The sequence below is a fragment of the Micromonospora palythoicola genome (genome assembly GCF_036689795.1).
GTDB classification, from domain to species: Bacteria; Actinomycetota; Actinomycetes; order Mycobacteriales; family Micromonosporaceae; genus Micromonospora; species Micromonospora palythoicola.
In genome coordinates this window covers 15612-40449 of sequence record NZ_JBAGKI010000033.1, presented here as the reverse complement: position 1 = coordinate 40449, position 24838 = coordinate 15612, and the positions used below count along the sequence as shown (strand labels likewise).

Below are 24838 nucleotides of genomic sequence, written 5' to 3'. Positions count from 1 at the left end.
GGCACCGTCGTTGGTCTCAGCTCTCCTGGTTGGACATCGGCGTCTGCTGATGGAACAGCAGCTTCCAGCCGTCCGCCTGGCGCTGCCAGAGGCTGGACATGTAGAGCCGGAAGGTTCCTCGGCCGCTCACCTCGGCGATCGCCCGATAGGTGATCACGGCGGTGTCGTCACTGACCGGGACGATCCGCTGCTCGTCGAGGGTGAAGCCGGTGAACGGCGAGGTGTTCCCGTCGATCTCGGCGACCAGGTCGTCGCCGGTGGAGATCCCGTCGTGCTCCACCACGAGGGTCTGCGCGGTGACCAGTTGGCGGTAGAAGTCGCCGTTGGCCGACGAGATGGCCCGCCACCCCTCCTGCTCCAGGGCGAAGAGTTCCTTCTCCAGGTCCTGAGTGATCGTTGTCATGATTTATCCTTTCGATAGGGTTTCCTCATCTATTTCACCGGAAGTAGCCGGCGAAACACAAAAAGCCGTTTTGATCTAAATTGATCACGGCGTCGACGGCCAGGCCGTCGCCAGCGGAAAACGTGGTCGCACGTCCGCCAGGACCGCCCGGACCGCCGCGACCGGCCGTTCGGTGACGTAGAAGTGGTCACCGTCGAGCACCTGGGCGCGGAAGTCGCCGCTGGTCTGCTCCCGCCAGGCGGCCGCCTCCTCGGGACTCACCTCCGGATCGCGGTCGCCGCAGAGCGCGGTGATCGCGGTACGCAGCGGTGCCGCTGTGGCGGGCCGGTACCGCTCGATCAACCGGTAGTCGGCGCGCAGGCTCGGCAACACCATCTCCCGCAGCCCCGGCTGGGCGAGCAGGGACTCGTCGGTCCCGCCGAGCCGGCGCAGATCCGCCAGGAGCGCGTCGTCACCCCCCTCGTGCACCGCGGTGGGACGCTGCCGGTGCGGAGCGGGGCGGCCGGATACGAACAGCCGTAGCAGGGGACGCCCGATTCGCTCCTCCAGCCGTCGGGTGACCTCGACGGCGACCGCCGCCCCCATGCTGTGTCCGAAGACGGCCATCGTCGGCCCGGCCATCGACGCCAGGGCAGCCGCGATCGGGTCGGCCAGTTCCGGCATGGTCACCGCGCACGGCTCGTCGGCGCGGTCCTGCCGGCCCGGGTACTGGACCGCCATGAGCTCCACATCCCTCGGCAGCAGCCGTGCCCACCTATGGTAAAAGCTCGCGGCCCCGCCGGCATGGGGAAGCGCCACCAGTCGTACCCGCGGCCGCCCGCCCGGCGCGTCCGCGGTGGTGAGCCGGCGCAACCAGCGCTGACCACTTGTGATCATCACGGGACTTCGACCTCCTTCACGGACAGCGGTCGGGGCGCGGGCCCGTCGAGCGACTCCGGGGGGCCGAGACGGCGGCTCGCGTCCCGCCAGGCTCCCGCGACGGCGAGTTGGGGCTGCCCGATCGGGAGCGGGTCGGCACCGTCCCGGGCCGCGCGGTGCAACCCGGCCAGCGTCCGGCCGGCCGCCGCCGGCCACAGCTCCCCCAGGATGCTCCGGTAGCTGGGTGCCTCGGCCGGTCCGAGCGGGCTGGCACTCGGGTAGTCCAGGTGCTCACCCGGACTCTCGTCTAGCCGACTGCCGGCCTGTCCCTGCTCCGGAAAGTGCGGACGTGGGCTCCAGATGAGCGGGCCATGGGTGTTCACCAGGGTCAGGTTCCCGCCCGACGCGCCGACACTGATTCGGTGCAGCAGGTGGGCGTGGTTGTCCGGGTCCCTCAGGTGCAGCTGGTTCTGTACCCGCAGGGTCACCGGCACGCCGTGCACCTCACCGACCAGGGTGGCGAACCCGCCGGCTGACGGCACCGGCTCCGCGAACGACCACGGACGAAGCCCGCCCAGCGCCAGCCGCAGGATGTCGAACAGGTGATAGAAGACCTGGAGCCCGCAGGTCGCGTCGAGATGAAGAAGCGGCTGCTTGGCGGCGAGCGCCCGGGTCACGGCGATGAACCGCCGGACCGGCTCCACCTCCACGTAGTGGGTGCTGACCTGGTACATCACCCCGGCCCGGCGGGCGGTACGCAGGGCTGCGGTCAGCTCGTCCTGATGCACCGGCCCCTCCTGGAGGACATGGATGCCGCGCCCCATCAGCCGCTGCGCGAGCTCGGTGCCGGCACCGCCGTTCACCCCGGCGTAGACCGCGACCACCGCGAGGTCGACCTCCGGAGGGAGATCGTCCGGATCGGTGTAGAGCGGCACCCCGGAACGCTCGGCGCAGGCCACCGAGCGGGCGCTGCCACGGGCCAGCACACCGGCCAATCGCAGCGACGGCTCGGCACGTTCCAAGGCCCGCAGGTAGACCCGGCCGAAGCCGGTTCCGCAGACCACCACGTTCCCGGTCACAGCGCACCCTCCTCGACCGCCGCCGGCCGGTCGACAACCTCCAGCTGGCGTACGCTCGGCGCGGCCGCCAGCCGCTCCATCACCCAGGCCGGATCGAGCACCTCGCCCGCGTGGTGCGAACCGGGCGGCACCGCACCGGCCAGGACCGCCCGGACGGCGAGGACCGCCGCCTCCGCGGTCAGCCGGTAGCTGTCCGCCGCGCGCAGCGCCAGCGTCCGGGTCACCGGGCGACCCTGCGCGGCCCCGTCGAGTTGCAGGACGATGAGCTGGTACGTCGACCTGCCGAAGGTCTCCAACTCGGCCGCCCGCACCAGTCGGTCCGCGGCCGGGTCGATGTCCGCGGGGTCCACGGTGCTCAGTGCCCGCAGCGCCTGCTCCCCGTCGAAGACGTGGTACCAGCGCACCTCGGCGAGCCCGAGCGTGGCCGCCAGCCGCTCGGCCTCGGTACTGAGGAACGGATGCGCGGTGACCCGGCCCGGGAAGTACGGCAGCTCGACCCGGTCCAGCGGGGTCAGCGCACCCGGCACCCGGCGACCGCCCCGCCACGCGGCCAGCGACCGACCGGCCCCCTCGACCATCCCGGCCACGTAGTCCCGCGCGGCGCCGGGCGTGAAACGGTCGCGCCCGCCGGAGTAGGCGGTCAGCCGGTCGAGCCGGTCGAATCCCGTGGCGGCCAGCGCCCGGGGCAGCACGAAGGTCAACCCCGGTGTCATCCCCGCGCCGACCACGACGCGGCGGCCGGTGGGCAGGCCGGGGTACCGGTGCTCACCGGCCGCACCGACGTAGTCGGCCCCGGCGGCCACCGCCGCCCGCACCACACCGGCCTCGGCCCGGTACGCCGGGGCGGTGCAGTCGACGACGACCGCGCAGCCGGCCGCGAACTCGGCGAGGCGGCACCGGTCGGCGGCGTCCACGACGGCGGTGGCCTCCCGGGGTACGCCGGTCTCCCGGGCGACCTCGGTCAGCGGCCCGGGCCGCCGGCCGCCGAGCCGCAGCCGGACATCCGCCGACGCCAACAGCTCGACCACCGCCGACCCGACCGCGCCGTAACAGCCGAGCACCCCGACCACCGGGCTGGTCACCGCGCCTCCCGGTGTACCTCGGCCAACACGTCGGCGACCCGCTCGACGTGCGGTGGGCGCAGGCAGGAGAAGTGGTCGCCGGGGACGTCCACCACGGACAGGTCGCCCAGACAGACGTCCCGCCAGTAGTCGGTCATGTCCCGCCGCAGCCAGGGCAGGAACCCGGTGTCCTCCCGCTCCCGCAGGAACGTGATGTCCCCGGCGTACGGCGTGGCCTCGTGCCGGGTCACCGCGCTCATGCTGTGCCGGTAGAGGTCGTAGAGACCGCCCAGTTCCACCGGGACGGTCCCGGCCTCGGACCGACCGCTCAACAGCCGCTCCACGGCGGCCAGTCGGCCCGGCTGAGGCGTCTGCCGCAGCGCCGCGAACTTCGCCGAAGCCCCGGTCAGAGCCGGGTCACCGGTCAGCCCGTCCAGCGCCCCGGCCGGGACCCGGCCGGGGGTACGCGCCAGGACCTCCTGGAAGGCACGGGCGGTCGCCTCGTCGTCCGGGTAGCCCAACGCCTCGGTGTCCAGGTCGAGCAGCCGGGCGAAGACGTACTCCAGCACCAGCTCGTCCTCGATGGTGTGCGGCAGGCTGTAGCTGCTGATGATGGTGAGGCTGGCTACCTCGGCACCGGACTCGGTGAGCTGCCGGGCGACCTCCAGCGCGAGCAGGCCGCCCATGCAGTAGCCGACCACGTGGAACCGGGCGGCGCCGGCCTCCAGCAGCCTGCGGGTGTAGTCGCCGGCCCGGCGCTCGACCAGCCCGACCGGATCCTCGCTCTGGTACGGGTCGTCGCCGGTCACCGCCAGACCGACCACCGGTCCGGAACCGCCCAGCAATGGCACCAGGTTCCGGTACGCGGCCAGCGTCCCGACCCCGTCGTGCACCAGCACCCGCACCTCGTCACCGGGCGTGTCGACCAGCGGCAGCAGGGGAGAACTCCGCTGCGCCGGAGCGCCCGGATCGTCGACCGGGTGTCGCCCGGCCCGCAGATGCTCGGCGAGGGCGGCCACCGTGGGCCGGTTGAGGACCACCCGGAGCAGGGTGTCGTACGGAACCTCGCCCGCCTCGGGCACCTCCTCCCGGAGCCGGCCGGCCAGCCGCGCGGTCAGCAGGGAGTCGCCGCCCAGCTGATAGAAGTCCTGCTCCCGGCCGACCCGGGGCACCTGGAGCAGGTCCGCCCAGACCGCGGCGATCCGCTGTTCCAACTCGTCGGACGGGGCGGCGTCCACCGGCTGGGCGGCGGTGCCGTCCCGGACCACCCAGCTGGCCAGCGCCGCCGGGTCGACCTTGCCGTTACCGGTCAGCGGCAGCGCGTCGACGACCTGCACCTGCGCGGGGAGCATGTATTCGGGTACCCGCTCGGCGCAGTGGCGCAGCAGGTCGGCCGGGCGGACGTCCGCCCGGTCCGCCTTGAACCGGGCGGCGAAGACGTGCTGGCCGAGCGGTTCGGTCACGTCGCCGGCACCGGGCAGGTCGAGCAGTAGGTCCGCACCGGCCCCGGTGAGCAGTCCCCGCCACTGCGCCACGTCCAGGAAGGTCTGGTCCCGGCCGCGCCGCAGGTCGTCGTAGTCCCATTTGGCCGGATCCTTCTCCGGCATCATGAACTCCATCGACGTCATGATCTGCACGTTCTCCCGGGTGGTCTCGATGAAGACCAGCCACCCACCGGGAGCGAGCAGCTCACGGAGCCGGCCCAGCACCAGCGCCGCGTCCCGGGAGTTGTGCAGCACGTTGGCGCAGAGCACGACGTCGAAGCTGTTCGGCAGGTAACCCTGGGCCCTCGGGTCGGTGTTGATGTCCAGCAGCCCGTACGACGCCCGGTCACCGAAGCGCTGCTGCGCCTCGGTGAGGAAGAACTGGGACACGTCGGTGAAGAGATAGTCCACATCGGCGTCGGCGAGAGCCGGGATCAGCACCGTGCTGGTGCCGCCCACACCGGCTCCGACCTCCAGCACCCGCAGCGTCTCCGGCCGGCTCTCGGTCAGCTCCCGCAGCAGGCCCACCACCGCGTGGTTGACGTACCGGCTGATCACGTTGTCGCGGTAGGCGGCGTAGGAGATGTCGAGCCGCCCCTCGGGGAAGAGCAGCGGCAGCGGGTCCAGTTCGTCGCGCAGCAGCCGCGGCAGCGACTCGGTGCTGGTCCGGAAGTAGTCGATCAGCTTCGCCGGATACTGGTCCTCCCGCTGCAACTCGTCCACGGCCGCCCAGGCGTCCCGCAGATCGTCCGCGCCGATCCGGCGGCAGGCGGCGTACCGGCCGTCGCGTTCGGTGAGCAACCCGGCCCGGACCAGGGCGTTGAGCCAGCGCCGGACCAGCCGGTGGTGCCGGGGAGCGGTCTCGGTCCGGTCGAGAATCTCCGCCGTGTCGTGGGTCTCCTCCGGCGACCGGAAGAGGCCCCGCTCCGCGAGCGCACGCAGCATCCCGAGCAGACCGGCCCGGTCCAGCCGGCGCATGAACTCGGCCAACTCGGCCGCGTCGACGGCGTCGGTGGTCGCCTCGCCGGCGGTGGCCGCGGCGGCGAGCAGCCGATGCCGCTCGTCGTCCGGACGGTCCGCGACTCCGGCCGCGGTCTGCACGAAGGCGACGAGCCGTCGACGCATCGCCTCCGTCCCGTCCACCAGCACATGCGCGGCCGCGACCCCCTCGGCGGTGGCCAGCGCCGCCTCGACCTCGGCCAGCTCGATCCGGTGTCCCCTGATCTTGACCTGACGGTCCTGTCGACCGAGGAACTCCAGAGTCCCGTCGGGGTGGTACGTCCCGACGTCTCCCGTGCGGTAGAGCCGGCCGTGCCGCGGATGGTCGACGAAGCGCTCGGCGGTCCGCTCCGGGTCGCCGAGGTAGCCCAGGGCCAGGCCCGCCCCGCCGATGTGCAGCTCGCCCGGGACGTGATCCGGACTGGGACGCTGCCATCGGTCCAGCACGTGGAAGCTCTGGTTGGTCAGCGGCCGGCCGTACGGGATGCTCCGCCAGCCCGGGTCCACCTCGCCGATCGGGTGGAAGATCGACCAGATCGCCGCCTCGGTCGCACCACCCAGGCTGACCAGGCGCAGTCCGGGCAGCAGCTCCCGGGCCCGGTCGGGAAGGCCGACCGGAATCCAGTCCCCGCTGAGCAGGGCGAGCCGCAACGCGTCGAGATCCGCCCGGGGCTCCACCGCCAGGTAGTCAGCGAGTAGCTGCAACTGCGCGGGTACCGAGTTCCAGACGGTCACCCGGTGTTCGGCGAGCAGTTCCGCCCAGTGTGCCGGGTCGCCTCGGCGGTCGGCCGCCGGCAGCACCAACTGTCCGCCGAGGCCGAGGAGCCCGAAGATGTCGTACACCGAGAGGTCGAAGCCGAGCCCCGCCAGGGCGAGCACCCGGTCGTCGGCGGTGACGTCGAAGCGGCGGTTGACATCGTGGACGGTGTTCAACGCCGCCCGGTGCGAGATCATCACGCCCTTCGGCGTGCCGGTGGAGCCCGAGGTGTAAATCACGTAAGCCAGGTCGTCCGGGTGGCGGCCGGGATTCGGGACGTCAGCCGGGCCGGGGTCGACAGCGTCGACGAAGAGCGTGCCCGGCGGTGGCGGCGTCGGCGACCAGGACTGGCCCAGCACCCGCCGGACCCCGGCATCGGCGAGGATCCGGTCCCGCCGGGCCGGCGGCTGAGCGGCGTCCAGCGGCAGGTAGGCGCCGCCGGCGAGCAGCACGCCGAGCACCCCCACCACCTGCTCCCAGCCCTTCTCCATCGCCAGGGCCACGATCTCCCCCGGCTGGCAGCCGTCGGACCGGAGCGCGGCGGCCACTCCCGAGGCCCGGCCGAGCAGCTCCCGGTAGGTCATGCCGCCGCCGGGTCCGGTCACCGCGACCCGGTCCGGGTACCGTCGGGCGGCCGCGACCACGTCGTCGGTCAGCAGCCCCTCGGGTGGTGGCCCGGCGGTGTCGTTGGCGGCGGCCCTGACCCGGTGCTGCGTGGACGGCAGGTCGATCGGGGACGGTAGCTGCCAGACCGCCGGTTCGGTGGCGAGCCGGTGCAGGAACGCGGAAAGCTCGCCGAACATGTCGTCGACCACGCCATCGGGGAAGATCCCCTCGCGGACGTCCCAGCGGACGGTCAGCGCTCCCTGCTCGACCAGGGCCTGGGCGTCGATCCAGACCTGGGGGGTCTGGCTGCGGCCGTAGCCGACCCTGCCGCTCAACCCGGCCGCGGGTTCCGAATCGGACTCCTCGCCCAGGCCGAGGGTGCTGGTGAAGACGACCGGCATCAACGCCGCGGACCTGCCGCGTTCGCGGGCCAGTTCCCGCATCACCGACACGCCACTGAACTGGCGATGGTCCATGTCCGCCCAGAGCCGGTCCTGCACCGCACGGGCCCGCTCGGCGAAGCCGTGCTCCGGAGCGGTGTCCACCGCCAGGAGGCTGACCGTGGTGAAGTCACCGACCAGCTGCCCGATCTGCGGATGCACCGGCTCCCGGTTGAGCAGGGTCAGGTTGAGACAGAACCGGGGGTTGCTGCTCCACCGGCCGATCACCTCGGCGACCGCCGCGAGCACCACGGTCGAGGGGGTGAGCCGCTGCTCCCGGGCCGCCCGCCGCAGCTCCGTCCAGCGCTGTGCCGGCAGGGTGGTGGCCAGCCGGCGGAACCGGCCCGGTGTCCGCTGATGATCCGGACGGCCGGCGTGGTCGGCGTCGCCGCGTTGCCGGACCGGCAGCTCCGGCGCCCCCGGTAGCTCAGGCAGGCGGTCCAGCCAGTAGGCCCGGTCCCGCTCGTACCGGCTCCCCTCCCGGTTGCCGCGCTCGGCGAGCAGGTAGTCCCGGAAGGTGATCTCCAGCTCCGGCAGCTCCAGTCCGTCGTACGCCTGGTGCAGCTCGTCGAGGAGCACCTGGATGCTTAGGTAGTCGGCGATCAGGAAGTCCACCGAGACGTGCAGGATGGTTCGATCGTCGGTACGGGTCAGTCGCAGCTCGAACAGCGGCCACTGTCGTGGGTCGTACGCCCGGTGGTCCAGTTCGTCCCGGGTGGCGCGCAGCGCGGAGCCCACCTCATCCGCTGCGGCACCCCGCAGGTCGGTCACCGCGATCCGGTACCGGGGCACCTCCGGCCGTACCTGCTGGTACCCGTCGAGGTCGAAGCCGGCGCGCAGCATGCCGTGGCGGCGCACCAACAGGTTCCACGCCTCCTCCAGCCGCGCCGGATCGAGCGACTGATACTCCATCTCGGCGTAGACCTGGCAGGGCACGTCGCCGTAGTCGAAGGCGTCCCGCCGGCCGAGCAGGTACGCCAACTGCACGTCGGTGAGCGGGAACGGATCGTGCTGGTGCTGCGGGTCGGGTGTCACGGTGGTGGTCTCCGCGTCCAGGCACGCCAGCACGGCCTCCCGGTTGGCGGTGAGCTGTTCCCGACGCTCCGGGGTGAGTACCCCTCTGGGCGCCCGGAAGCGGAGCTGGCCGTCGTCCGCCCAGAGCTGCATGCCGAGATCGCGCAGGTCGGCGATCAGCTCGGCGGGCGTCGGTGTGGTCGTCGAGCGGGTCATAGCGCGCCTTCCTCAAAACCATCGATCAGCCGTGCCGTCCCGGCGACGGTGGGAGCGGCGAAGAGCTGCCGCAACGAGATGTCCACCCCGAACCGATCGCGCAGCGCCGCGGCGAGCCGGGCGGCGAGTTGACTGTCGCCGCCGAGGGCGATGAAGTTTTCCTCCCGGCCCACGCCGGGCAGGTCCAGCAGGCTGGCCCAGATCGCCGCGACCGCCTCCTCGACCTCGCCCCGGGGCGGCTCGCCGGGCTCGACCGGTGCACCGTCCTCCTCGGCCAGCTTCTCCAGGGCGGACCGGTCGACCTTGCCGTTGGCCGTCAGCGGCAGCTCGTCCAGCAGGAGGCAGACGCCGGGCACCGCGTAGCTCGGCAGCCGAGCGGCGACGAACTCCTCAAGTCCGGCGAGGTCCTCGTCGCCCCGACCGGCCTCGGGTACGCCGAAGGCGACCAGCCGGGGCGGCCGGCCGACCGCGACGGCGGCGGCCGCGTTCAGCGCGGGGTAGGCGGCCAGCGCCGCGGTCACCTCGCCCAGCTCGATCCGGTGCCCACGAACCTTCACCTGGTGGTCGGTCCGACCGAGGAACTCGAGCGTGCCGTCGGGCCAGTAGCGGCCCAGATCCCCGGTGCGGTACCAACGCTCTCCGGCGTAGTCGACGAAACGTTCCCGCGTGCGCTCCGGGTCGTTGCGGTACCCGGTGGCCACTCCGGTGCCTCCGATCCACAGCTCCCCCGGAACCCAGTCGGGGCAGTCCCGGCCCCGGTCGTCGACCACCCGGTACCGCTGGTTGCGCAGCGGCAGGCCGTACGGGACGGCGGTCCACGTCTGCGGCACCTCGGTGACCTCGATGGCGTTGGACCAGATGGCGGCCTCGGTGGCACCGCCGAGCGCCACGAACCGGCAGCCGTCGAACGCCGCCGCCACCCGGCCCGGCAGGTCCACCCCCACCCAGTCGCCGGAGACCAGGACCAGCCGCAGCCCCGGCGCCGGGGCCGGTGCGTCGCCGGAGAGCGCCACCAGCAGCATGTCCAGCAGCGCCGGGACGCTGTTCCACAGCGTCACCCGGTGCTCGCGGCACAGTCGCAGCCAGGCCCGGGGTTCCCGCCGCTCCCGTTCGGCGGGGAGCACCACGGCACCACCGGCGGCGAGCGGCCCGAAGATGTCGTACACCGACAGGTCGAAGTCGAGCGCGGACACGGCGAGGACGCGGTCCGTCTCCCGTACCGCGAACCGCTCGTTGACATCGTCGACGGTGTTCCCGGCCGCGCGGTGGGTGAGTTCCACGCCCTTCGGCTGCCCGGTCGAGCCGGAGGTGAAGATCACGTACGCCGGGGAGTCCGGGCCCAGCGGCACCGGACCGGCCGTCGCGGTGGCCCGGACCGCATCGGTGAGCGGCAGCGCCCGCACGGTCTCCGGCCAGTCCCGGGCGGCGGTGTCGGTGAGGACCAGGCGCACCCCGGCGTCGGCGAAGATCCGGTCCCGGCGCAGCGGTGGCTGCTCCACCCCGCACGGCACGTACACCGCCCCGGCGGCCAGTACGCCGAGGACCGCGACCACCTGCTCCGGCCCTTTGGGCAGCGTGATCCCGACCGGGTCACCAGGGCGGACACCGTGCCCGAGCAGCGCACCGGCCACCCGGAGCGCCTGTCCGGCCAGTTCGCCGTAGGAAAGCTCACCGCCCGCGCCGAGCAGCGCGACCCGCTCCGGGGCCTCGGCGGCCCGCCGGAAGAACGCGGTGTGCAGCAACCCGTCGGGTACCGGTCCAGCCGTCGCGTTCACGTCGGCCCGCACGATCCGCTGCTCGGGTGGGAGCAGCGCCGGCACCGGCACCTCCCAGTGGCCTTCGGCGAGCCACTCCAGCAGGCGCATGTACGCCGAGAACATCGCGTCCAGAACGCCCGCGGGGAACAGCTCCTCGACGGCGTCCCAGACCAGCAGCAGACCACCGTCCCGCTCCACCACCTGGTGGTCCAACCAGACCTGCGGGGTCTGCGAGATCCCCCAGACCCGTTCGGCGAAGGAGGGCTCGACGACGACGTCGTCGGTGACCCCGATCGTGCTGGTGAAGACCACCGGCATGCTGACGTCGAGGCTGCCCCGGCGCCGGGCCAGCTCCCGCATCACCCACACCGCCGAGACGTCGCTGTGCGCCAGGTCCTCGCCCATCCTCCGCTGCATCCGGCGGGCGGCGTCGAGCCAGCTCTCGCCCGGTTCGGGCCGGTAGCCCACAAGCAGCAACGAGGTGAAGTCGCCGAGCACGGCATCGATGTCCGGGTGCACGTCCCGACGGTCGAAGAGGGTCACGTTGACGGTGAGCTCGCCCCGGGCGCTCCAGGCACCGAGCACCTCGGCGAAGGCGGTGGCCAGCAGGGTCGAGCCGGTCAGCCCGTACCGCTGCGCCAGCTCCCGCAGCCGGTGCCACCGCGACTGCGGAAGCTGCTGCTCCCGCCGGAGGAAGCGGGGCCGCTGGACGGTGGCGGGATCCCGGGCCAGCGGCAGGGCCGGGCCCTCGGGCAGGTCGTCGACCCGGCCCGACCAGTACGACTCGGACTCGGTCCGACTGGTCTCGTCCGGCCCGGCGGTGAGCACGTAGTCGCGGAACGAGACGCCGACCGGCGGCAGCTCGGCGTCGGGCCGGCGGTAGAAGGTGTCCACCTCACGCATCAGGATCATCGCGCTGAGCGCGTCGATGAGGATGCTGTCGATACTCACCGCGAGTCGGGTCCGGTCGCCGTAGCGCACCGCCCGGACGTCGAACAGCGGCCAGCGGCCGGCGTCGAGGACCTGGTGCGACATCGCGTCCCGCTGCCGCGCGAGCACCTCCTCGGCGTCGCCGGGCCCGACCACGACGACCGGGATCTCGAACCTCGGCACGCTGGGGAGGATCCGTTGCTCACCGTTGGGCAGGAAGACCGCCCGGAGCATCTCGTGCCGCTCGATGACCCGGTTCCAGGCGTCGGTGAGCCGGTCCAGGTCGATCCCGGCGCCGTCGTACTCGGTGTAGAAGTGGCAGCCGACACCGCCCAGGGCGAAGGTGTCCGTACGGCCGATCCAGTAGGCCCGCTGCACGTCGGTCGGGGGGAACGGGTCGTGCCGGTGCTCCGGATCGGGCCGCAACGTCGGCGTCGGCCGCTGCGGGCCGCCGTGCCGGAGGTCGGCGGCGAAGCTGGCCAGTTCCGCGGTGTGGAACAGCCGGCCGAGTTCGGCGCCGGTGAAGCCCGCGGCGTGCAGCTTGGAGATCATCCGGGTGGCGAGCAGGCTGTCCCCGCCGAGCGAGAAGAAGTTGTCCCACCGGCTCACGGCGGGGGTTCCGAGCAGTTCCGCCCAGATCCTGGCTACCGTCTCCTCGATTCCGGGCCGGGGCGGCTCCACCGGTACCGGTGCGGTGGCATCCTCGACCTGGGCCGCGAGAGCCCGACGGTCCACCTTCCCGTTGCTGGTCAACGGCAGTTCGGTGACGCTGGTGACGCTGGCCGGGACCGAGTGGGCGGGAAGCCGGTCCCGGAGGAAGGCGAACAGCCCCTCCTCGGCATCGTCCGCCGCCGCCTCCGGACGCGGAACAATGGTCGCGGCCAGGCGGGTCGGCTGGCCGACCGCGAGCACCACGGCGGCGGCCACCGCCGGATGGGCCAGCAGCGCGGCCTCGACCTCGCCCAGCTCGATCCGGTGGCCGCGGATCTTCACCTGGTGGTCGGTCCGGCCGAGGAACTCCAGCGTGCCGTCGGGCCAGTACCGGCCCAGGTCACCGGTGCGGTACCAGCGGGTGCCGGCAACCGTCACGAAGGAGCGTCCGGTCGCCTCCGGGTCCCCCCGGTAGCCGGTGGCGACCCCCAAGCCGCCGATCCACAGCTCGCCGGGAACCCAGTCGGGCCGGTCCCGGCCCTGCGCGTCGACGACCCGGTACCGCTGGTTCCGCAGCGGGCGGCCGTAGGGAACGCTCGGCCAGTGGGCGGGCACCTCGGTCACCTCGACGTGGTTCGACCAGATCGCCGCCTCGGTGGCGCCGCCGAGGGCGACGAACCGGCAGTCACCGGTGGCGGTGACGGCGCGTCCCGGCAGGTCGAGACCGATCCAGTCGCCCGAGACCAGCACCAGGCGCAGTTCCGGCAACGTCCGGGCCGGCCGGTCGTGGTCGCCGGCGGCCAGCAGCAGCATGTCCAGCAGCGCGGGGACGGTGTTCCAGACGGTCACCCGGTGGGTGCGGCAGAGCTCGACCCAGCGGTACGCGTCCCGCCGCTCGTCCTCCGCCACCAGCACCAGCGCCCCGCCGACCGAGAGCAGTCCGAAGATGTCGTAAACCGACAGGTCGAAGTCGAGCGCCGAGACGGCGAGCACCCGGTCACTCCGGTCCACGTCGAACCGCTCGTTGACATCGTCGACGGTGTTCCGGGCCGCGATGTGGGTGATCTCCACCCCCTTGGGCTCGCCGGTCGAGCCGGACGTGAAGATCACGTACGCCGGGTCGGTCACCGGCACCGGGAGGCAGCCGGCGAGGGGTTCCCGGGCCGCCGTCGTCGCGACCGGCACCAACTCGATCCCGTCCGGCCAACCGGCGACGTCGTCGTCGGTGAGCACCACCCGTACCGACGCCCGCCGCAGCATCCGGGCCCGGCGGGCCGGCGGTTGCTCCGGCCCGGCCGGCAGGTACGCCGCCCCGACGGCCAGCACGCCGAACACCGCCGCGATCTGCTCCGGGCTCTTCGGCAGGGTCACGCCCACCACGTCGCCCCGCCCGATGCCCCGCTCACGCAGGGCAGCGGCGATCCGCAGCGCGCGGTCGGCCAGCTCGCCGTAGCTGATCACGTGGTCCGCCGCGATCAGCGCGGCCCGATCCGGGTCGGCCGCCGCCCGGTCGAAGAAGTCCACGTGCAGCGGGCGGTCCGGCACCCTCCCGTCGGTGGCGTTCGCCGTGTCGCGCACGGCGGACTGCGCCGCGGGGAGGAGCGCGGGTGCCGGTCCGTCCCACTCGTCGCGGGCCAGCCAGTCCAGCAACCGCAGGTAGCCGGCGAACATGTCGTCGAGTACGCCGGGCGGGAAGAGCTCCGCCACCGCGTCCCACACCAGGTACAGGCCACCGTCGCGCTCGGTCACCTGGTGGTCCAGCCAGGCCTGCGGAGTCTGCGACAGCATCCAGCCGAGCCGGCCGAAGGTCTGCTGCACATCCTCGCCCACCAGGTCGCCCATGCCGATCGCGCTGGTGAAGACCACCGGTGCCGGGATGCGGTCGTCGGTCCGGCTACGCGCGAGATCCCGGAGCACCTCGACCCCGGTGTACGCGCTGTGTCCGATCCCGGCCCGCAGCTGCTCCTGCAGTCCGCGTACCCGCTGCCGGAACGAGCTGGGCTCGCGCAGGTCGACCTCGATCGGGAGCAGGTTCGTGAAGTCGGCGACGATCCACGCCACGTGGGGGTCGACGACCTCCCGGTCGAAGAGCGGCAGATTGAGCAGGAACCGCTGCTCGGCGCTCCAGGCGCCGAGCACCTCGGCGTACGCGGTGGCGAGAACCATCGGCAGGGTGACCCCGTGCTGCCGGGCCAGCTGCTCCAGCCGCCCCCGCGCGGCCCGATCCAACAGGTGGTCGCGTCGCTGGAACCGGGTCGTCTCGACCAGCGCCGGCTCGACGGCGAGCGGCAGTTGCGGACCGTCCGGCAGGTCGGGCAGGCGCTTGCGCCAGTACTCCCGGTCCCGCTCACGGGCCGGCCGGCGGCGGCTCTCCTGGCGCGCCAGGTACGTCGGGAAGCCGTACGGCAGCGGCGGCAGGTCGGCCTGCTGGCCCGCCCGGTAGAGACGGGTCAGGTCGGCCAGGATGATCTGGATGCTCAGGACGTCGGCGACGAGCAGGTCGAAGTTCAGATGCAGTCGGTGACGCCCGCCGGGCAGCAGGCTGAGGCGCAGGTCGAACACCTCACCCAGGTCGACCGCGAGGCGCCGGTGCGCCAGTTGGTCCCGTTCCGCGGCCAGCGCCGCGTCGACCTCGGCCGCACCGGCGGTACGCAGGTCGTGCACCAGCAGACCGAGCCAGGCCGGTTCACGCTGGATCTGCTGGGTGCCGTCGTCGAGGAACCGGGCCCGCAGCAGGCCGTGCCGGCGCACCAGGGCGCGGACGGCTTCCGCCAACCGGTCCGGGTCGACGGGCGGGGTACCGACGGCTGTGCCGCCGTCGAACTCGACGTAGAAGTGGCAGCCGACCCCGCCGAGGATCTGGTCGTCCCGGCGGCCGATCCAGTAGGCGTGCTGCACCGGGGTCAACGGGAACGGCTCGGTCTCGTCGACCGGATCGCCGTCCGTTGGTTCGGCCGATCCGGTCCCGGTCGTGGGCCCGGCGGCCGCGAGCAGCTCCCACCATCGGTTCAGTACCGGCTTCTCGACCAGCTCCGCGAAGGTCAGCTCGGTGCCGGCGCGCCGCCACTGGTTCACCAGCTGCATCGTGCGCAGCGAGTCGAGGCCGAACTCGACCAGGTCGACGTCCGGGTCGATGTCGGTCGGCCCGACCCCCAACAGGCGGGCCACGTCGGTGCGCATCGCCTCGGCGGTCAGGCCGGGACCGGCCTGCGTCGGGGAGGCGTCCGGCCCCGGTCCGCCGCCGGCCACGGTGGCGGACGGCGGCTCGCCGGTGCCGCTCGGCGCGGACCGGTCGTCGCCGGGCCGGGTTTCGTGCCGGTAGGCCACGGTGAGCTCGCCGGCCCGGAGCCGCCGCAGCACCTCGTGCCGCCAGGAGGCGGTGTCATCGCTGGTACCGGCCGGCGGACCCGTTCCGTCCAACTCCCCACGGGGCACCAGGCAGACGGTGCCGGGGGCCAGTCCGTGCCGATCCACCACCGCGCCCATGACCCGGCGGGCCAGTTCCGGTCCGCTGGCGCCAGCCGTCTCCAGAATCAGCGTCAGCTCCCCGCCGTACTCCGGTTGGACGGCGCAAACGTTTCCGGCGGCGGCCACGCACTCACGCACCGAAGCTTCGATCTCCCGTGCGTCATATCGCACGCCGTGCAGCTCGATTGCGTAATCGCTGAAATTGACCTCGTGGTATCTGTACGACACCCGGCTCACGGTGCCACGGGATCGCAGGCCATTCAACTCGAACAAGTGCGCGGAATCGCCTGTCTGCTACCACGCGAGGTACCCGAACGGGTACCAAGGAACACCTAAGTTTCCGACGCCGCGTGCCCTGCCGCAGGACGCTGGCACCGTTTCGAACAGGGGCCCTGGCCGGCACATAGCATATTCCTCGGGAGCGCACATCCCGATGGCAGATAAAAAAATGTCCCGGCCACCGGGGTATCGCATCAGACACTTGCCGCCCATCTTCGGGGCGATCTACCGTCGAGATCGAATTGCATTCTCCACGGACTTCCGCGCCCGTCGGCATTCCCCGGACTTGCGCACCCGCCAGCAGCAGAAAGGGCTCTCGCCATGAATCTCGCGGCCACCCTGGCACGGCGCTGCGCGGAACGCGGCTGGGCCGACCGCCCCGCCGTCCGCGAACCGGGCCGGACCTGGTCCCACGGGTCGATCCACGATCTGGCCGGCCGAGCCGCGCGGGTACTGAGCACCGAAGGGATCAGACCGGGTGACCGGGTGCTCCTGGCCCTGCCCGACAGCGCCGCCTGGGTGGTCTCGTTCCTGGCCGTGGCCCGGGCCGGAGCGGTCGCTGTCCTGGTCAACCCGGCGCTGGCCGCTCCGGAGCACACGGCGCTCGTCGCCGACTGCGCTCCGGCCCTCGTGCTCTGCCCCGAGTCGCTGGCGGACCGGTTCACCGTCCGTACGCTCTCCCCGAACCAGTTGCTCGACCGGGCCGGCCGGGTGAGTCGTGCCCCGGCGGTGCCGGTGGCCGGCAGCGATCCCCTGTACGTGCAGTACACCTCGGGCACCACCGGTGACCCGAAGGGAGCTGTCCATCGGCACGCCGACCCGGAGGCGTACTACCGGTCCGCCGGGCTCGCGGTGGTACGCAGCAACGCCGACGACGTCACCCTCTCGATCTCCAAGCTGCACTTCGCCTACGGCTTCGGTAACGCCTTCGTCTTCCCACTGTTCTCCGGATCGTCGGCGGTGCTGCTGCCGGAGCGACCGAGTCCCGAGGCGGTCGCGGAGCTGGTCACCGAGCACCGGGTCACCCTGCTCTACGGGGTGCCCACGTCCTACGCCCAGCTCGTGGCGGCCGGTGACCGAGCCGCCTTCGGCAGTGTGCGGGCCGCGGTCTCCGCCGGTGAGGCGCTGCGACCGGAACTCGCGGTGCGGGCCGAGGAACTGCTCGGCGTCCCGCTGCTCAACCAGGTCGGCTCCACCGAGGCCGGGCACGCCTTCTGCGCGAACACGGTGGATGAGCACCGGATCGGCACGGTCGGACGCCCGGTCCCGGGCTATCGCCTCCGGCTGCTCGACAGCGACGGGGTGGCGGTGCCCGACGAGGTCGAGGGGGAACTCTGGGTCACCGGGGAGACGGTCATGACCGGGTACCTGAACCGGCCGGAGGAGACCGCCCGCACCCTGGTGGGCGGTTGGCTGCGTACCCGGGATCTGGCGGTCCGGCACGGCGACGGGACGTACGCCCTGCACGGCCGGGTGGACGACCTGGAGATGGTCGGCGGGATCACGCTGGCACCTCAGCCGGTGGAGCACCTCATCGAGGAGCATCCGACGGTCGCCGAGGCCGCGGTGGTCGCCCGGACGGACCGGACCGGTGCCACCCGGCTGCACGCCTTCGTCGTGCCGGCGCCCGGCGCCGCCACCCCCACCGTGGACGAACTCGCTCGCTGGCTGGACGGCCGGGTGGCGCCGTTCAAGGTTCCCCGGGGCGTCACCCGCCTCGCCGCCCTGCCCCGGACGCCGACGGGGAAGCTCCGCCGCTTCGCCCTGCGGGAGCAGGGCACTCGGGAGCAACGCGGCGCTGGTGCGGCCACGCGGGAGCGCACCGGCGCCGACCGGCGGGAAGCACGCACCGCCGGTCGGGCAGAGGTGGCGTGACGGTGCGGACCCTGCTGATCGACAACTACGACTCGTACACCTTCAACCTCTATCAGTTGATCGCCCAGACCTACGGTGTCGAGCCCCAGGTGCTGCGGAACGACAGCCCGCGGTTGACCTCGGAGTTCGCACGACAGTTCGATGCGGTGATCATTTCGCCCGGTCCCGGCCGGCCACAGGTGCCGGAGGACGTCGGCCGCTGCCTGGACGTCATCCGCCACAGCGGCCGGCCGGTGCTCGGCGTCTGCCTCGGCCACCAGGCCCTGGGCCACCTCTGCGGGGCCGCCGTCGGGCCGGCACCTCAGCCGCGTCACGGCCACCTGAGCCGGATACGGCATGACGGCGGGCTCTTCACCGGCCTGCCACAGGATTTCGTGGCCGTCCGTTACCACTCGCTCTGCGTCGCCGAACCGCTACCAGCCGACCTGGTCGCCGACGCCTGGGCCGAGGACGGGGTGGTGATGGGCCTGCGGCACCGCAGCCGCCCCTGGTTCGGGGTGCAGTTCCATCCCGAGTCGGTGAGCACCGAGCACGGCAGCCGGCTACTGCTGAACTTCCGCCGGCTGGTGGGCAGGGACGCCACAAACGGTTCGCGGCCGGTCGACGCCGCCGGGCTGGGCACGGCGTCCAGCGACACCGACGGTCCGGCCGGCGGGTGGCTGCTGCGCCACCGACGGCTGCCCGGCGTCGCCCGGCGGAACGCACCGCCACCGCAGCCCGCGACGGTCGACCCGGAGTGGGTTTTCCAGCGGATCGCCGCCGACCGGCCGTACGCATTCTGGCTGGACAGCAGCCGGATCGTGCCCGGCGTGTCGCGGTTCTCGTTCCTGGGGCACCCGGGTGGACCGGACGGGGAGGTGCTGCGGTATGTCAGCGCCACCGGCACGGTCGAGGTGCTCGACCCGACCGGCGTCCGGATCGGCGTCGAGCCGGGGGACATCTTCACCGTGTTGCAGCGCCGCCTCGACGAGCGCCGGATCGCGGATCGCGGTGAGTTTCCGTTCGACCTGCCGAGCGGCTACGTCGGCTACTTCGGTTACGAGGTGAAGGCCGACTGCGGCGCACCGAACCGACACGAAGCCGAGACCCCGGACGCGGTCTGGATGGCCGCGACCCGGATGGTGGCCCTGGACCATCAGACCGGTGAGATGTGGCTGCTGGCGCTCTGCCGAGCCACCGACGCCCAGATCGCGGCGGCGGACGGCTGGCTGGACAGCACGGCGGCCCTGCTGTGCACCGGACCCGTCGGCGACCACCAGGTCGACGACCGCGACGGACGTACCCGCCGGCCGGAGGAACCGGACCGAGCCCGACCGAACGGCGGGTGGGCGCAGCCGGAAAGCACATCCGACCCGGAGCGCTGGCTGTCCCGGGGACGTGAGAGCTACCTGGCGGACATCCGTACCTGCCTGGATCTGCTCCGGGCCGGAGAGAGCTACGAGATCTGCCTGACCAACGAACTCCGGGCCCCGTACGACGGGTGCGGCATCGAACTCTATCTGCGGCAGCGCCGTCACAACCCGGCACCGTACGCCGCCTACCTTCGCCTCGGAGAGACGCAGATCCTCTGCTCCTCGCCGGAGCGCTTTCTCAAGATCGATCCGTCCGGGACGGTCGAGGCCAAGCCGATCAAGGGGACCGCTCCTCGGGCCGCCGACCCGGAGCGGGACCATGCGCTGCGCGCCGAGCTGCGTGACTCTCCGAAGACCCGCGCGGAGAACCTGATGATCGTCGATCTGCTCCGGAACGATCTCGGGCAGGTCTGCGAGGTCGGCAGCGTCCATGTGCCCTCGTTCATGGTGGTCGAGTCGTACGCGACCGTGCATCAGCTGGTTTCCACGGTGCGCGGCCACCGCCTCCGGTCGGTCTCGCCGACCCGCGTCGTGCGGGCCTGCTTCCCCGGTGGCTCGATGACCGGAGCACCGAAGCCGCGGACGATGCGGCTGCTCGGTGAGATCGAGGATCGGGCGCGGGGGGTCTACTCGGGAGCGCTGGGATTCTTCGGCCTGACCGGTGGGGTGGACCTCAACATCGTCATCCGGACCGCGGTACTGCACCGGGGAATCCTGCGGGTCGGCGCCGGCGGCGCCATCGTGCTCGGCTCCGACCCGGACGCCGAGTACGACGAGATGCGGCTGAAGCTGAGCGCACCGCTGCCCGGCTGGACGGGCGAAGGAGAACAGCGCCCCGCAGGGGAGCGGCGTACGGCGAGTCAGCGCTTGGCGGGCAGCAGGCCCAGCTGATAGGCCGCCGTGACCGCCTCCGTTCGGTTGGTGCAGTTCAACTTCGCGAGGATGTGACAGACATGCCGCTTCGCCCCGTGCTCGGTGATCCCCATCGTCCCGGCGATCTGGCGGTTGCTCAGCCCTCGGGCCAGCAGTTGCAGCGTCTCGGCCTCCCGGGGGGTCAATGCCACAGTGGCGGCGGGGCGCTGGTCCTCCCGCAACGCCGAGAGCGCGACCCGGCCGAGAGCGAGCGGCATCGGCATCTCACCTCGCCACAGTTCGGCCAGGGCGTGGTTCAGCGACCGCCGATCAAGCTCTCCGGCCAGGATGAAACCATCTGCCGCCAGCGGTACGGCCCGGTCGCGGAGCGCGTCACCGGCTCGGTTCAGGACCGCCAGGGTCGGAACGCCGGCGCCTCGGGCGGCGAGCACCAACTGGTCAACCGGGACGTCGTCCTCGACGACCAGGATCAGCAGGTCGGGCCGGTACCGCCGGAGCAGCACCAGCGTCTCACTCACCGTCGGCGTGACCCGGACACCGGTGACCATGTGCAGTTCACCGAGCAGCGCCTCCAGCCCTTTGCGCAGCACCTCCGGCCCCAGAGTGACGAGAACCCGTAGCCCGACCGGCGATGTCTTGGATCGCCGCTTGGCCTGCGCCATGCTGCCTCCTCCGCTGCGGTGCCCAGCCGCGGCCGCACGTCCGGCCCTCTCAACCAGGATCGATGCCCACCGACGCAGCGTGCGGTGATCTCCAGACCCACACCCACCTCCGGTCGCCACGCCGACCGGCGCCGGTCAACCGGCGCGCGGGAAACCGTTACCCCAAATCGGCGTCGCTGAATCATTCTCGACTGGCGATCATGCATCTTAGCTAAGCCTCCGGCAGATGCCGAAAAACGTCATTGGTGGAACTCAGGTGGGTTCTCGCATTCTTGGAGGAATCCGCCTTTGGCGACGTATGGAGCATCTGCTGGATTCGGATCGAGGATCGGCAGGCTGTCGCGACCGAGTCGAATGCAAGAGACGAGCCGAGGTGGGGAACACGCGAGGCCACCGCGCTCGCGCAACCGCCGTCGGCCGGCGTCAGGTGCGCAGCACGTTGGCGTAGATCAGCCAGGCCAGCGCGGATTTGGCCACCAGGCTGAGCAGGATGTACGAGACCTCGCCGTAGCGGTAGTCACGCCATCGACCGTGCTGCTGGTACTGCAGTGCCATGTTGAGCGCGAAGCTGGCGAAGAGCAGGAACTGGACGATGATGATCGCCCACACGAAACCGGGGATCGTCGGCGGTTGCGCGACATACACGGCGATCGCCAGCCAGGGCGCCAGGCCGACAAGTGTGCCGAACCAGAAGGCGCTCCAGTCAGCGCGCCCCGGTGTCTGCTGCCGCTCCATCAGCAGCCCGAAGAGAATCATCGCGGTGTTCGCGGCGAAGATCCCGATGACCGCCGCGAGGTCGCGGATCCCGACGAACAGGCCGATCAGGACGATCATGAGGGAGGCGCTCACCGAGTACTCGATCCAGCGGGCGTAGTTGGCCCGCCGGTCGAGGTTGCGCTCGTACCAGCGGTGCACGACCGGGGCGGCGGTGACGAGATGGTCGAGCGCGGCGAGGAGCAGGAAGACCGCCACCGCCGGGCCGATGGCGATCCGGAAGGCCACCTCCGGGAGCGTGGCGTCCCGTAGCGTCACCGGGTCCGCCGTGAGGTACGACGCGGTGACCGGCAGCGACAGGTCGTTGCTGGCCACCCACATCCAGCCGCCTTCGGCGGCCAGGAGCAGGCCGACCAGCACGTTGAACCAACGTAGCCGCCGGTAGCGTTCGCGGCCGGCGGCGGCGTGGTGTCCCATGGGCGTCACCCCCTCAGCCGGAGGTGACGGAGGTCAGACCACCGCGCGGCTGGGCCACGTCCTCCTCGATCGCGGCCTGGCAGTCCTCGGCGGCGCTGATCTTGCGGGCGATCACCCCGATCAGCACCCCGTAGATCACCTTCGAGGTGATGTCGGCAAGCGTGTAGGTGATCTGCCGGGCCACCACCCCGTCGGCGGAGTCCCACATCGCCGGCATGAGATACGCCCCGGGGTAGAGCATCCAGGAGACGAGGATCAGCCACCACACGGCCCGGGCCGGTCCCCGGGCGGCGCCGGGCAGCCGACGCAGGTTGCCGAAGATCAGGCGGGCCACCAGGACGAGCAGGAACAGGAAGAAGACGGTGCTGACCAGACCCCAGATCCAGAACGGCCAGGCCCTGTCGACCTCGTGGAACTGACCCGCGTAACCCGTGTAGATCATGGCCAGGCCGGCGGCGACGAACATCGCCCAGGTGCGGTGGAAGCGCCGGCCGGTGACGCCGAGCACCACCAGCAACTGGATCAGCAGCACCGGGACGTCGATGGACCAGTTCATGTACCGGTAGCCGTTGGAGAACAGGGTGCCGGTACCCACGAACGCGCTCCCGTCCCAGGTGAACGCCGCTGACCACCGCTGTGACAGCACCCAGAGTTCGAAGAACGCGGAGATCATGACCACTGCGGAGAGCACCGAGGCGAGCCGGTACCGCGCAGCGATCCCGGACATGGTCAGCAGGAAGTAGACGAGCCCGGCGGCCATGACGGCGTAACCGAGCGTCAGTACGTGCGACACCAGCGTGTACTGGATGACGTTGTAGCCGAACTCGTTCTCGAAGTTCATGCCGCTGACCCGCCTGTTCCGACCGGGATCGTCGCCGATCGGCGGAGCCCGGCTGCCGCGTCGCCGGCGATCGGTGAGCGATTCCTCCCTTATGCCGTTAAATAGCCTGATAGCCATCCTAAGCTCACAGCAAGGGGGCGTCCCTCGTTCCCGGAGAGCCGGGAGTAGGCCAGGGAGGTGCCGTGGGGTTCTGGCTGTGGTTCTACGTCGTCGCCATGGCGGCCGGCGTAGCGCTCTTCAGCTACTGGCGGGCCAACCCCAAGGGCGTCCCGCCGGTGGAGTACTCGATCGCCACGGCGATTCCGCTGTGGTCGGGGTTCTGGTACGTGGTGATGGCGGTGGGCGGCGGTCGGATCGAGGTCGCCGACCAGACGACCTTCTGGGCCCGGTACGCCGACTGGGTGGTCACCACCCCGCTGCTCCTGGTGGCCCTCTCCCTCACCGCGATGCACGCGTTGCCCCGCAAGCGTTGGGGCCTGGTGCGCGCGCTCGTCGCCGCCGACATCATCATGATCACAAGCGGGTTCCTGGCCGACCTGATGGAGAGCCGGGCCGGGCGGTACGGGCTCTACGCCGTCGGGGTGGTGGCGCTACTTGTGGTGTTCGGGCTGATCTGGGGACCGTTGCGGGCCACCGCCGCCCGTCAGCCGGCCCCGATGTCGCGGGTCTTCACGCAGGTGGCACTGCTGCTCAGTGTGCTCTGGATCGGCTATCCGCTGATCTGGATCCTGGGGCCGTCCGGGATCGGGCAGTTCGGGGAGACCACCGACACCGCCCTGTTCGTGATCCTGCCGATCCTGTCCAAGGTGGTGTGGAGCGCGGTCGACCTGGGTCTCCTGCGGCGCCTGTCCGACCGCCGCCTGCTCACCGTCGCGTGACACCCGCCGCCCGTCAGGTCGGCCGGTCGGTCCGCCGTCCGCCCGGCGACTGGCTGCTGCGCCGGGTCGGGCACTCGGGCCCGATCGTCCTGGCCGGCCTCGCCTGCCTGGACCTGCTGGTACCGAACGCGCGAGCGTGGGCGGGGACCGTCCCACTGCTCGTGGGCCTGCTGATCGGCCTGCCGCACGGCGCCGTCGACCACCTGGTACCGGCCTGGATCTCCGCGCAGGCCCGCTCCCTGCGGATCACCATCGGGCTGCTGCTCGGGTACGCCGGGACGGCCGCCGCCACGGTCGCGCTGTTCCTCTGGGCACCCGTCCCCGCCCTGACCGGTTTCCTGATCCTCGCGGTGCTGCACTTCGGCACCGGTGACGTGGCCTACCGGGCCGAGCGGGACGGGCGAGCACCGGTACGTCCCGTCCTCGCCGTCCTGGCCCACGGCGGACCTCCGGTGGTGTTGCCGATCGCGCTGTGGCCAGGGACGGTCGACCCGCTGTTGGACGCGGTCGCGCCAGGGGCCGCCACCGCGTTCACGCCGGCCGGGCGCCTGATCGGGTTGTCCGTCGTACTCCTGGCGGTCGTGCTGACCGGGCTGCGCGAGCTGGCCGCCCGTCGTGGTGCGGAGGTGGCGGAACTCGCGATCCTCGTCGCGGCCTTCGCCCTGGTGCCACCGCCGCTGGCGTTCGGTGGGTACTTCGCGGCCTGGCACTCCGCCCGGCATGTCGCCCGGCTGCTGCGCGCCGACCCCGCCAACAGCCACCACCTCGCCGCGGGGCGGCTGGGCGGTCCGATCCGCCGGTTCGCCCGGCAGGCCACCCTGCCCACCGTCGCCGCCCTGGCCGGCCTGCTCGTCCTGGTGCACGTCAGCGCGTCGCCGTCCGTCGGCCCCGCGACCGCCGGCGCGTCCGAGGAAGCACCGTTCCAGTTGGTCTTCGCGGTGCTCGCCGGGCTCACCGTGCCGCACGCGGCAGTGGTCAACCGGCTCGACGCACGGACGGCCGCCCGATGAACCGGGTCGATCGGCCGCTGCCCGATTCGGCGCGCCGGCTCGGGGTACGACCCCAAGTGAGGTGGACGAGGACGCTCCCATCACCGATTCGCGCTGGCCACGGCGGAGGAGATGACGACAGTCACCACCAGAAACCACAGAGAGGAATTGCCCG

At 72.0% G+C, this 24838-nt stretch carries 13 protein-coding genes; 4 read left to right on the top strand and 9 right to left on the bottom strand.

The window, feature by feature from the left end; all coding sequences use genetic code 11:
- Positions 1-16: 16 nt before the first annotated feature.
- The 6 genes from V5O40_RS16505 to V5O40_RS16480 form a co-directional block, all read right to left on the bottom strand.
- Positions 17-403, bottom strand: a complete 387-nt coding sequence (locus V5O40_RS16505; RefSeq protein ID WP_269740109.1) for a nuclear transport factor 2 family protein — start codon at positions 401-403, stop codon at positions 17-19.
- Between the two features lie 84 nt (positions 404-487).
- Positions 488-1279, bottom strand: coding sequence for a thioesterase II family protein (locus tag V5O40_RS16500; RefSeq protein WP_332906281.1), 792 nt, complete (start codon positions 1277-1279; stop codon positions 488-490).
- Positions 1279-2340 (bottom strand): Gfo/Idh/MocA family oxidoreductase, encoded by a 1062-nt coding sequence (locus V5O40_RS16495; protein WP_332906263.1) that lies wholly within the window; start codon positions 2338-2340, stop codon positions 1279-1281. Before V5O40_RS16495 ends, V5O40_RS16500 begins: the two co-directional genes overlap by 1 nt.
- Complete coding sequence (locus V5O40_RS16490; RefSeq protein ID WP_332906262.1) at positions 2337-3422, bottom strand: saccharopine dehydrogenase NADP-binding domain-containing protein; 1086 nt, start codon at positions 3420-3422, stop codon at positions 2337-2339. The genes V5O40_RS16495 and V5O40_RS16490 overlap by 4 nt, the downstream gene beginning before the upstream one ends.
- The gene (locus V5O40_RS16485) at positions 3419-8917 is read right to left on the bottom strand and encodes an amino acid adenylation domain-containing protein (protein ID WP_332906261.1); all 5499 of its coding nucleotides are present in this window, start codon (positions 8915-8917) and stop codon (positions 3419-3421) included. The genes V5O40_RS16490 and V5O40_RS16485 overlap by 4 nt, the downstream gene beginning before the upstream one ends.
- Positions 8914-15894: an amino acid adenylation domain-containing protein gene (locus V5O40_RS16480; RefSeq protein ID WP_332906260.1), complete on the bottom strand. Its 6981-nt coding sequence runs from the start codon at positions 15892-15894 to the stop codon at positions 8914-8916. Before V5O40_RS16480 ends, V5O40_RS16485 begins: the two co-directional genes overlap by 4 nt.
- A 429-nt stretch (positions 15895-16323) precedes the next feature.
- Here V5O40_RS16480 and V5O40_RS16475 point away from each other — a divergent pair, with 429 nt between their 5' ends.
- Positions 16324-17877, top strand: coding sequence for an AMP-binding protein (locus tag V5O40_RS16475; protein WP_332906259.1), 1554 nt, complete (start codon positions 16324-16326; stop codon positions 17875-17877).
- Entirely contained in the window at positions 17874-20120 is a 2247-nt protein-coding gene (locus tag V5O40_RS16470; RefSeq protein ID WP_332906258.1) for a chorismate-binding protein, read from the top strand. The genes V5O40_RS16475 and V5O40_RS16470 overlap by 4 nt, the downstream gene beginning before the upstream one ends.
- Here V5O40_RS16470 and V5O40_RS16465 read toward each other — a convergent pair.
- The 3 genes from V5O40_RS16465 to V5O40_RS16455 form a co-directional block, all read right to left on the bottom strand.
- Positions 20090-20764 (bottom strand): response regulator transcription factor, encoded by a 675-nt coding sequence (locus V5O40_RS16465; RefSeq protein WP_332906257.1) that lies wholly within the window; start codon positions 20762-20764, stop codon positions 20090-20092. The two genes, V5O40_RS16470 and V5O40_RS16465, sit on opposite strands and share 31 nt — an antisense overlap.
- 423 nt (positions 20765-21187) lie before the next feature.
- Positions 21188-21955, bottom strand: coding sequence for a heliorhodopsin HeR (gene heR / locus V5O40_RS16460; RefSeq protein ID WP_332906256.1), 768 nt, complete (start codon positions 21953-21955; stop codon positions 21188-21190).
- 13 nt (positions 21956-21968) lie between these two features.
- Entirely contained in the window at positions 21969-22796 is an 828-nt protein-coding gene (locus V5O40_RS16455) for a bacteriorhodopsin (protein ID WP_332906255.1), read from the bottom strand.
- A 182-nt stretch (positions 22797-22978) separates the two neighbouring features.
- On the opposite strand from V5O40_RS16455, the gene V5O40_RS16450 reads away from it, so the two are divergent.
- Together V5O40_RS16450 and V5O40_RS16445 are read left to right on the top strand one after the other, a co-directional pair.
- Positions 22979-23674, top strand: a complete 696-nt coding sequence (locus tag V5O40_RS16450; protein WP_332906254.1) for a bacteriorhodopsin — start codon at positions 22979-22981, stop codon at positions 23672-23674.
- Positions 23671-24684 carry a Brp/Blh family beta-carotene 15,15'-dioxygenase gene (locus V5O40_RS16445; RefSeq protein WP_332906253.1) on the top strand — a complete coding sequence of 338 codons (1014 nt, stop codon included), beginning with the start codon at positions 23671-23673 and terminating at the stop codon, positions 24682-24684. Before V5O40_RS16450 ends, V5O40_RS16445 begins: the two co-directional genes overlap by 4 nt.
- Positions 24685-24838: the final 154 nt, after the last annotated feature.

Coding starts and splice junctions, on each gene's coding strand:
- V5O40_RS16505 (WP_269740109.1), bottom strand. CDS start 403: ATGACAACGATCACTCAGGACCTGGAGAAGGAACTCTTCGCCCTGGAG.
- V5O40_RS16500 (WP_332906281.1), bottom strand. CDS start 1,279: ATGATCACAAGTGGTCAGCGCTGGTTGCGCCGGCTCACCACCGCGGAC.
- V5O40_RS16485 (WP_332906261.1), bottom strand. CDS start 8,917: ATGACCCGCTCGACGACCACACCGACGCCCGCCGAGCTGATCGCCGAC.
- V5O40_RS16475 (WP_332906259.1), top strand. CDS start 16,324: ATGAATCTCGCGGCCACCCTGGCACGGCGCTGCGCGGAACGCGGCTGG.
- V5O40_RS16465 (WP_332906257.1), bottom strand. CDS start 20,764: ATGGCGCAGGCCAAGCGGCGATCCAAGACATCGCCGGTCGGGCTACGG.
- heR (WP_332906256.1), bottom strand. CDS start 21,955: ATGGGACACCACGCCGCCGCCGGCCGCGAACGCTACCGGCGGCTACGT.
- V5O40_RS16455 (WP_332906255.1), bottom strand. CDS start 22,796: ATGAACTTCGAGAACGAGTTCGGCTACAACGTCATCCAGTACACGCTG.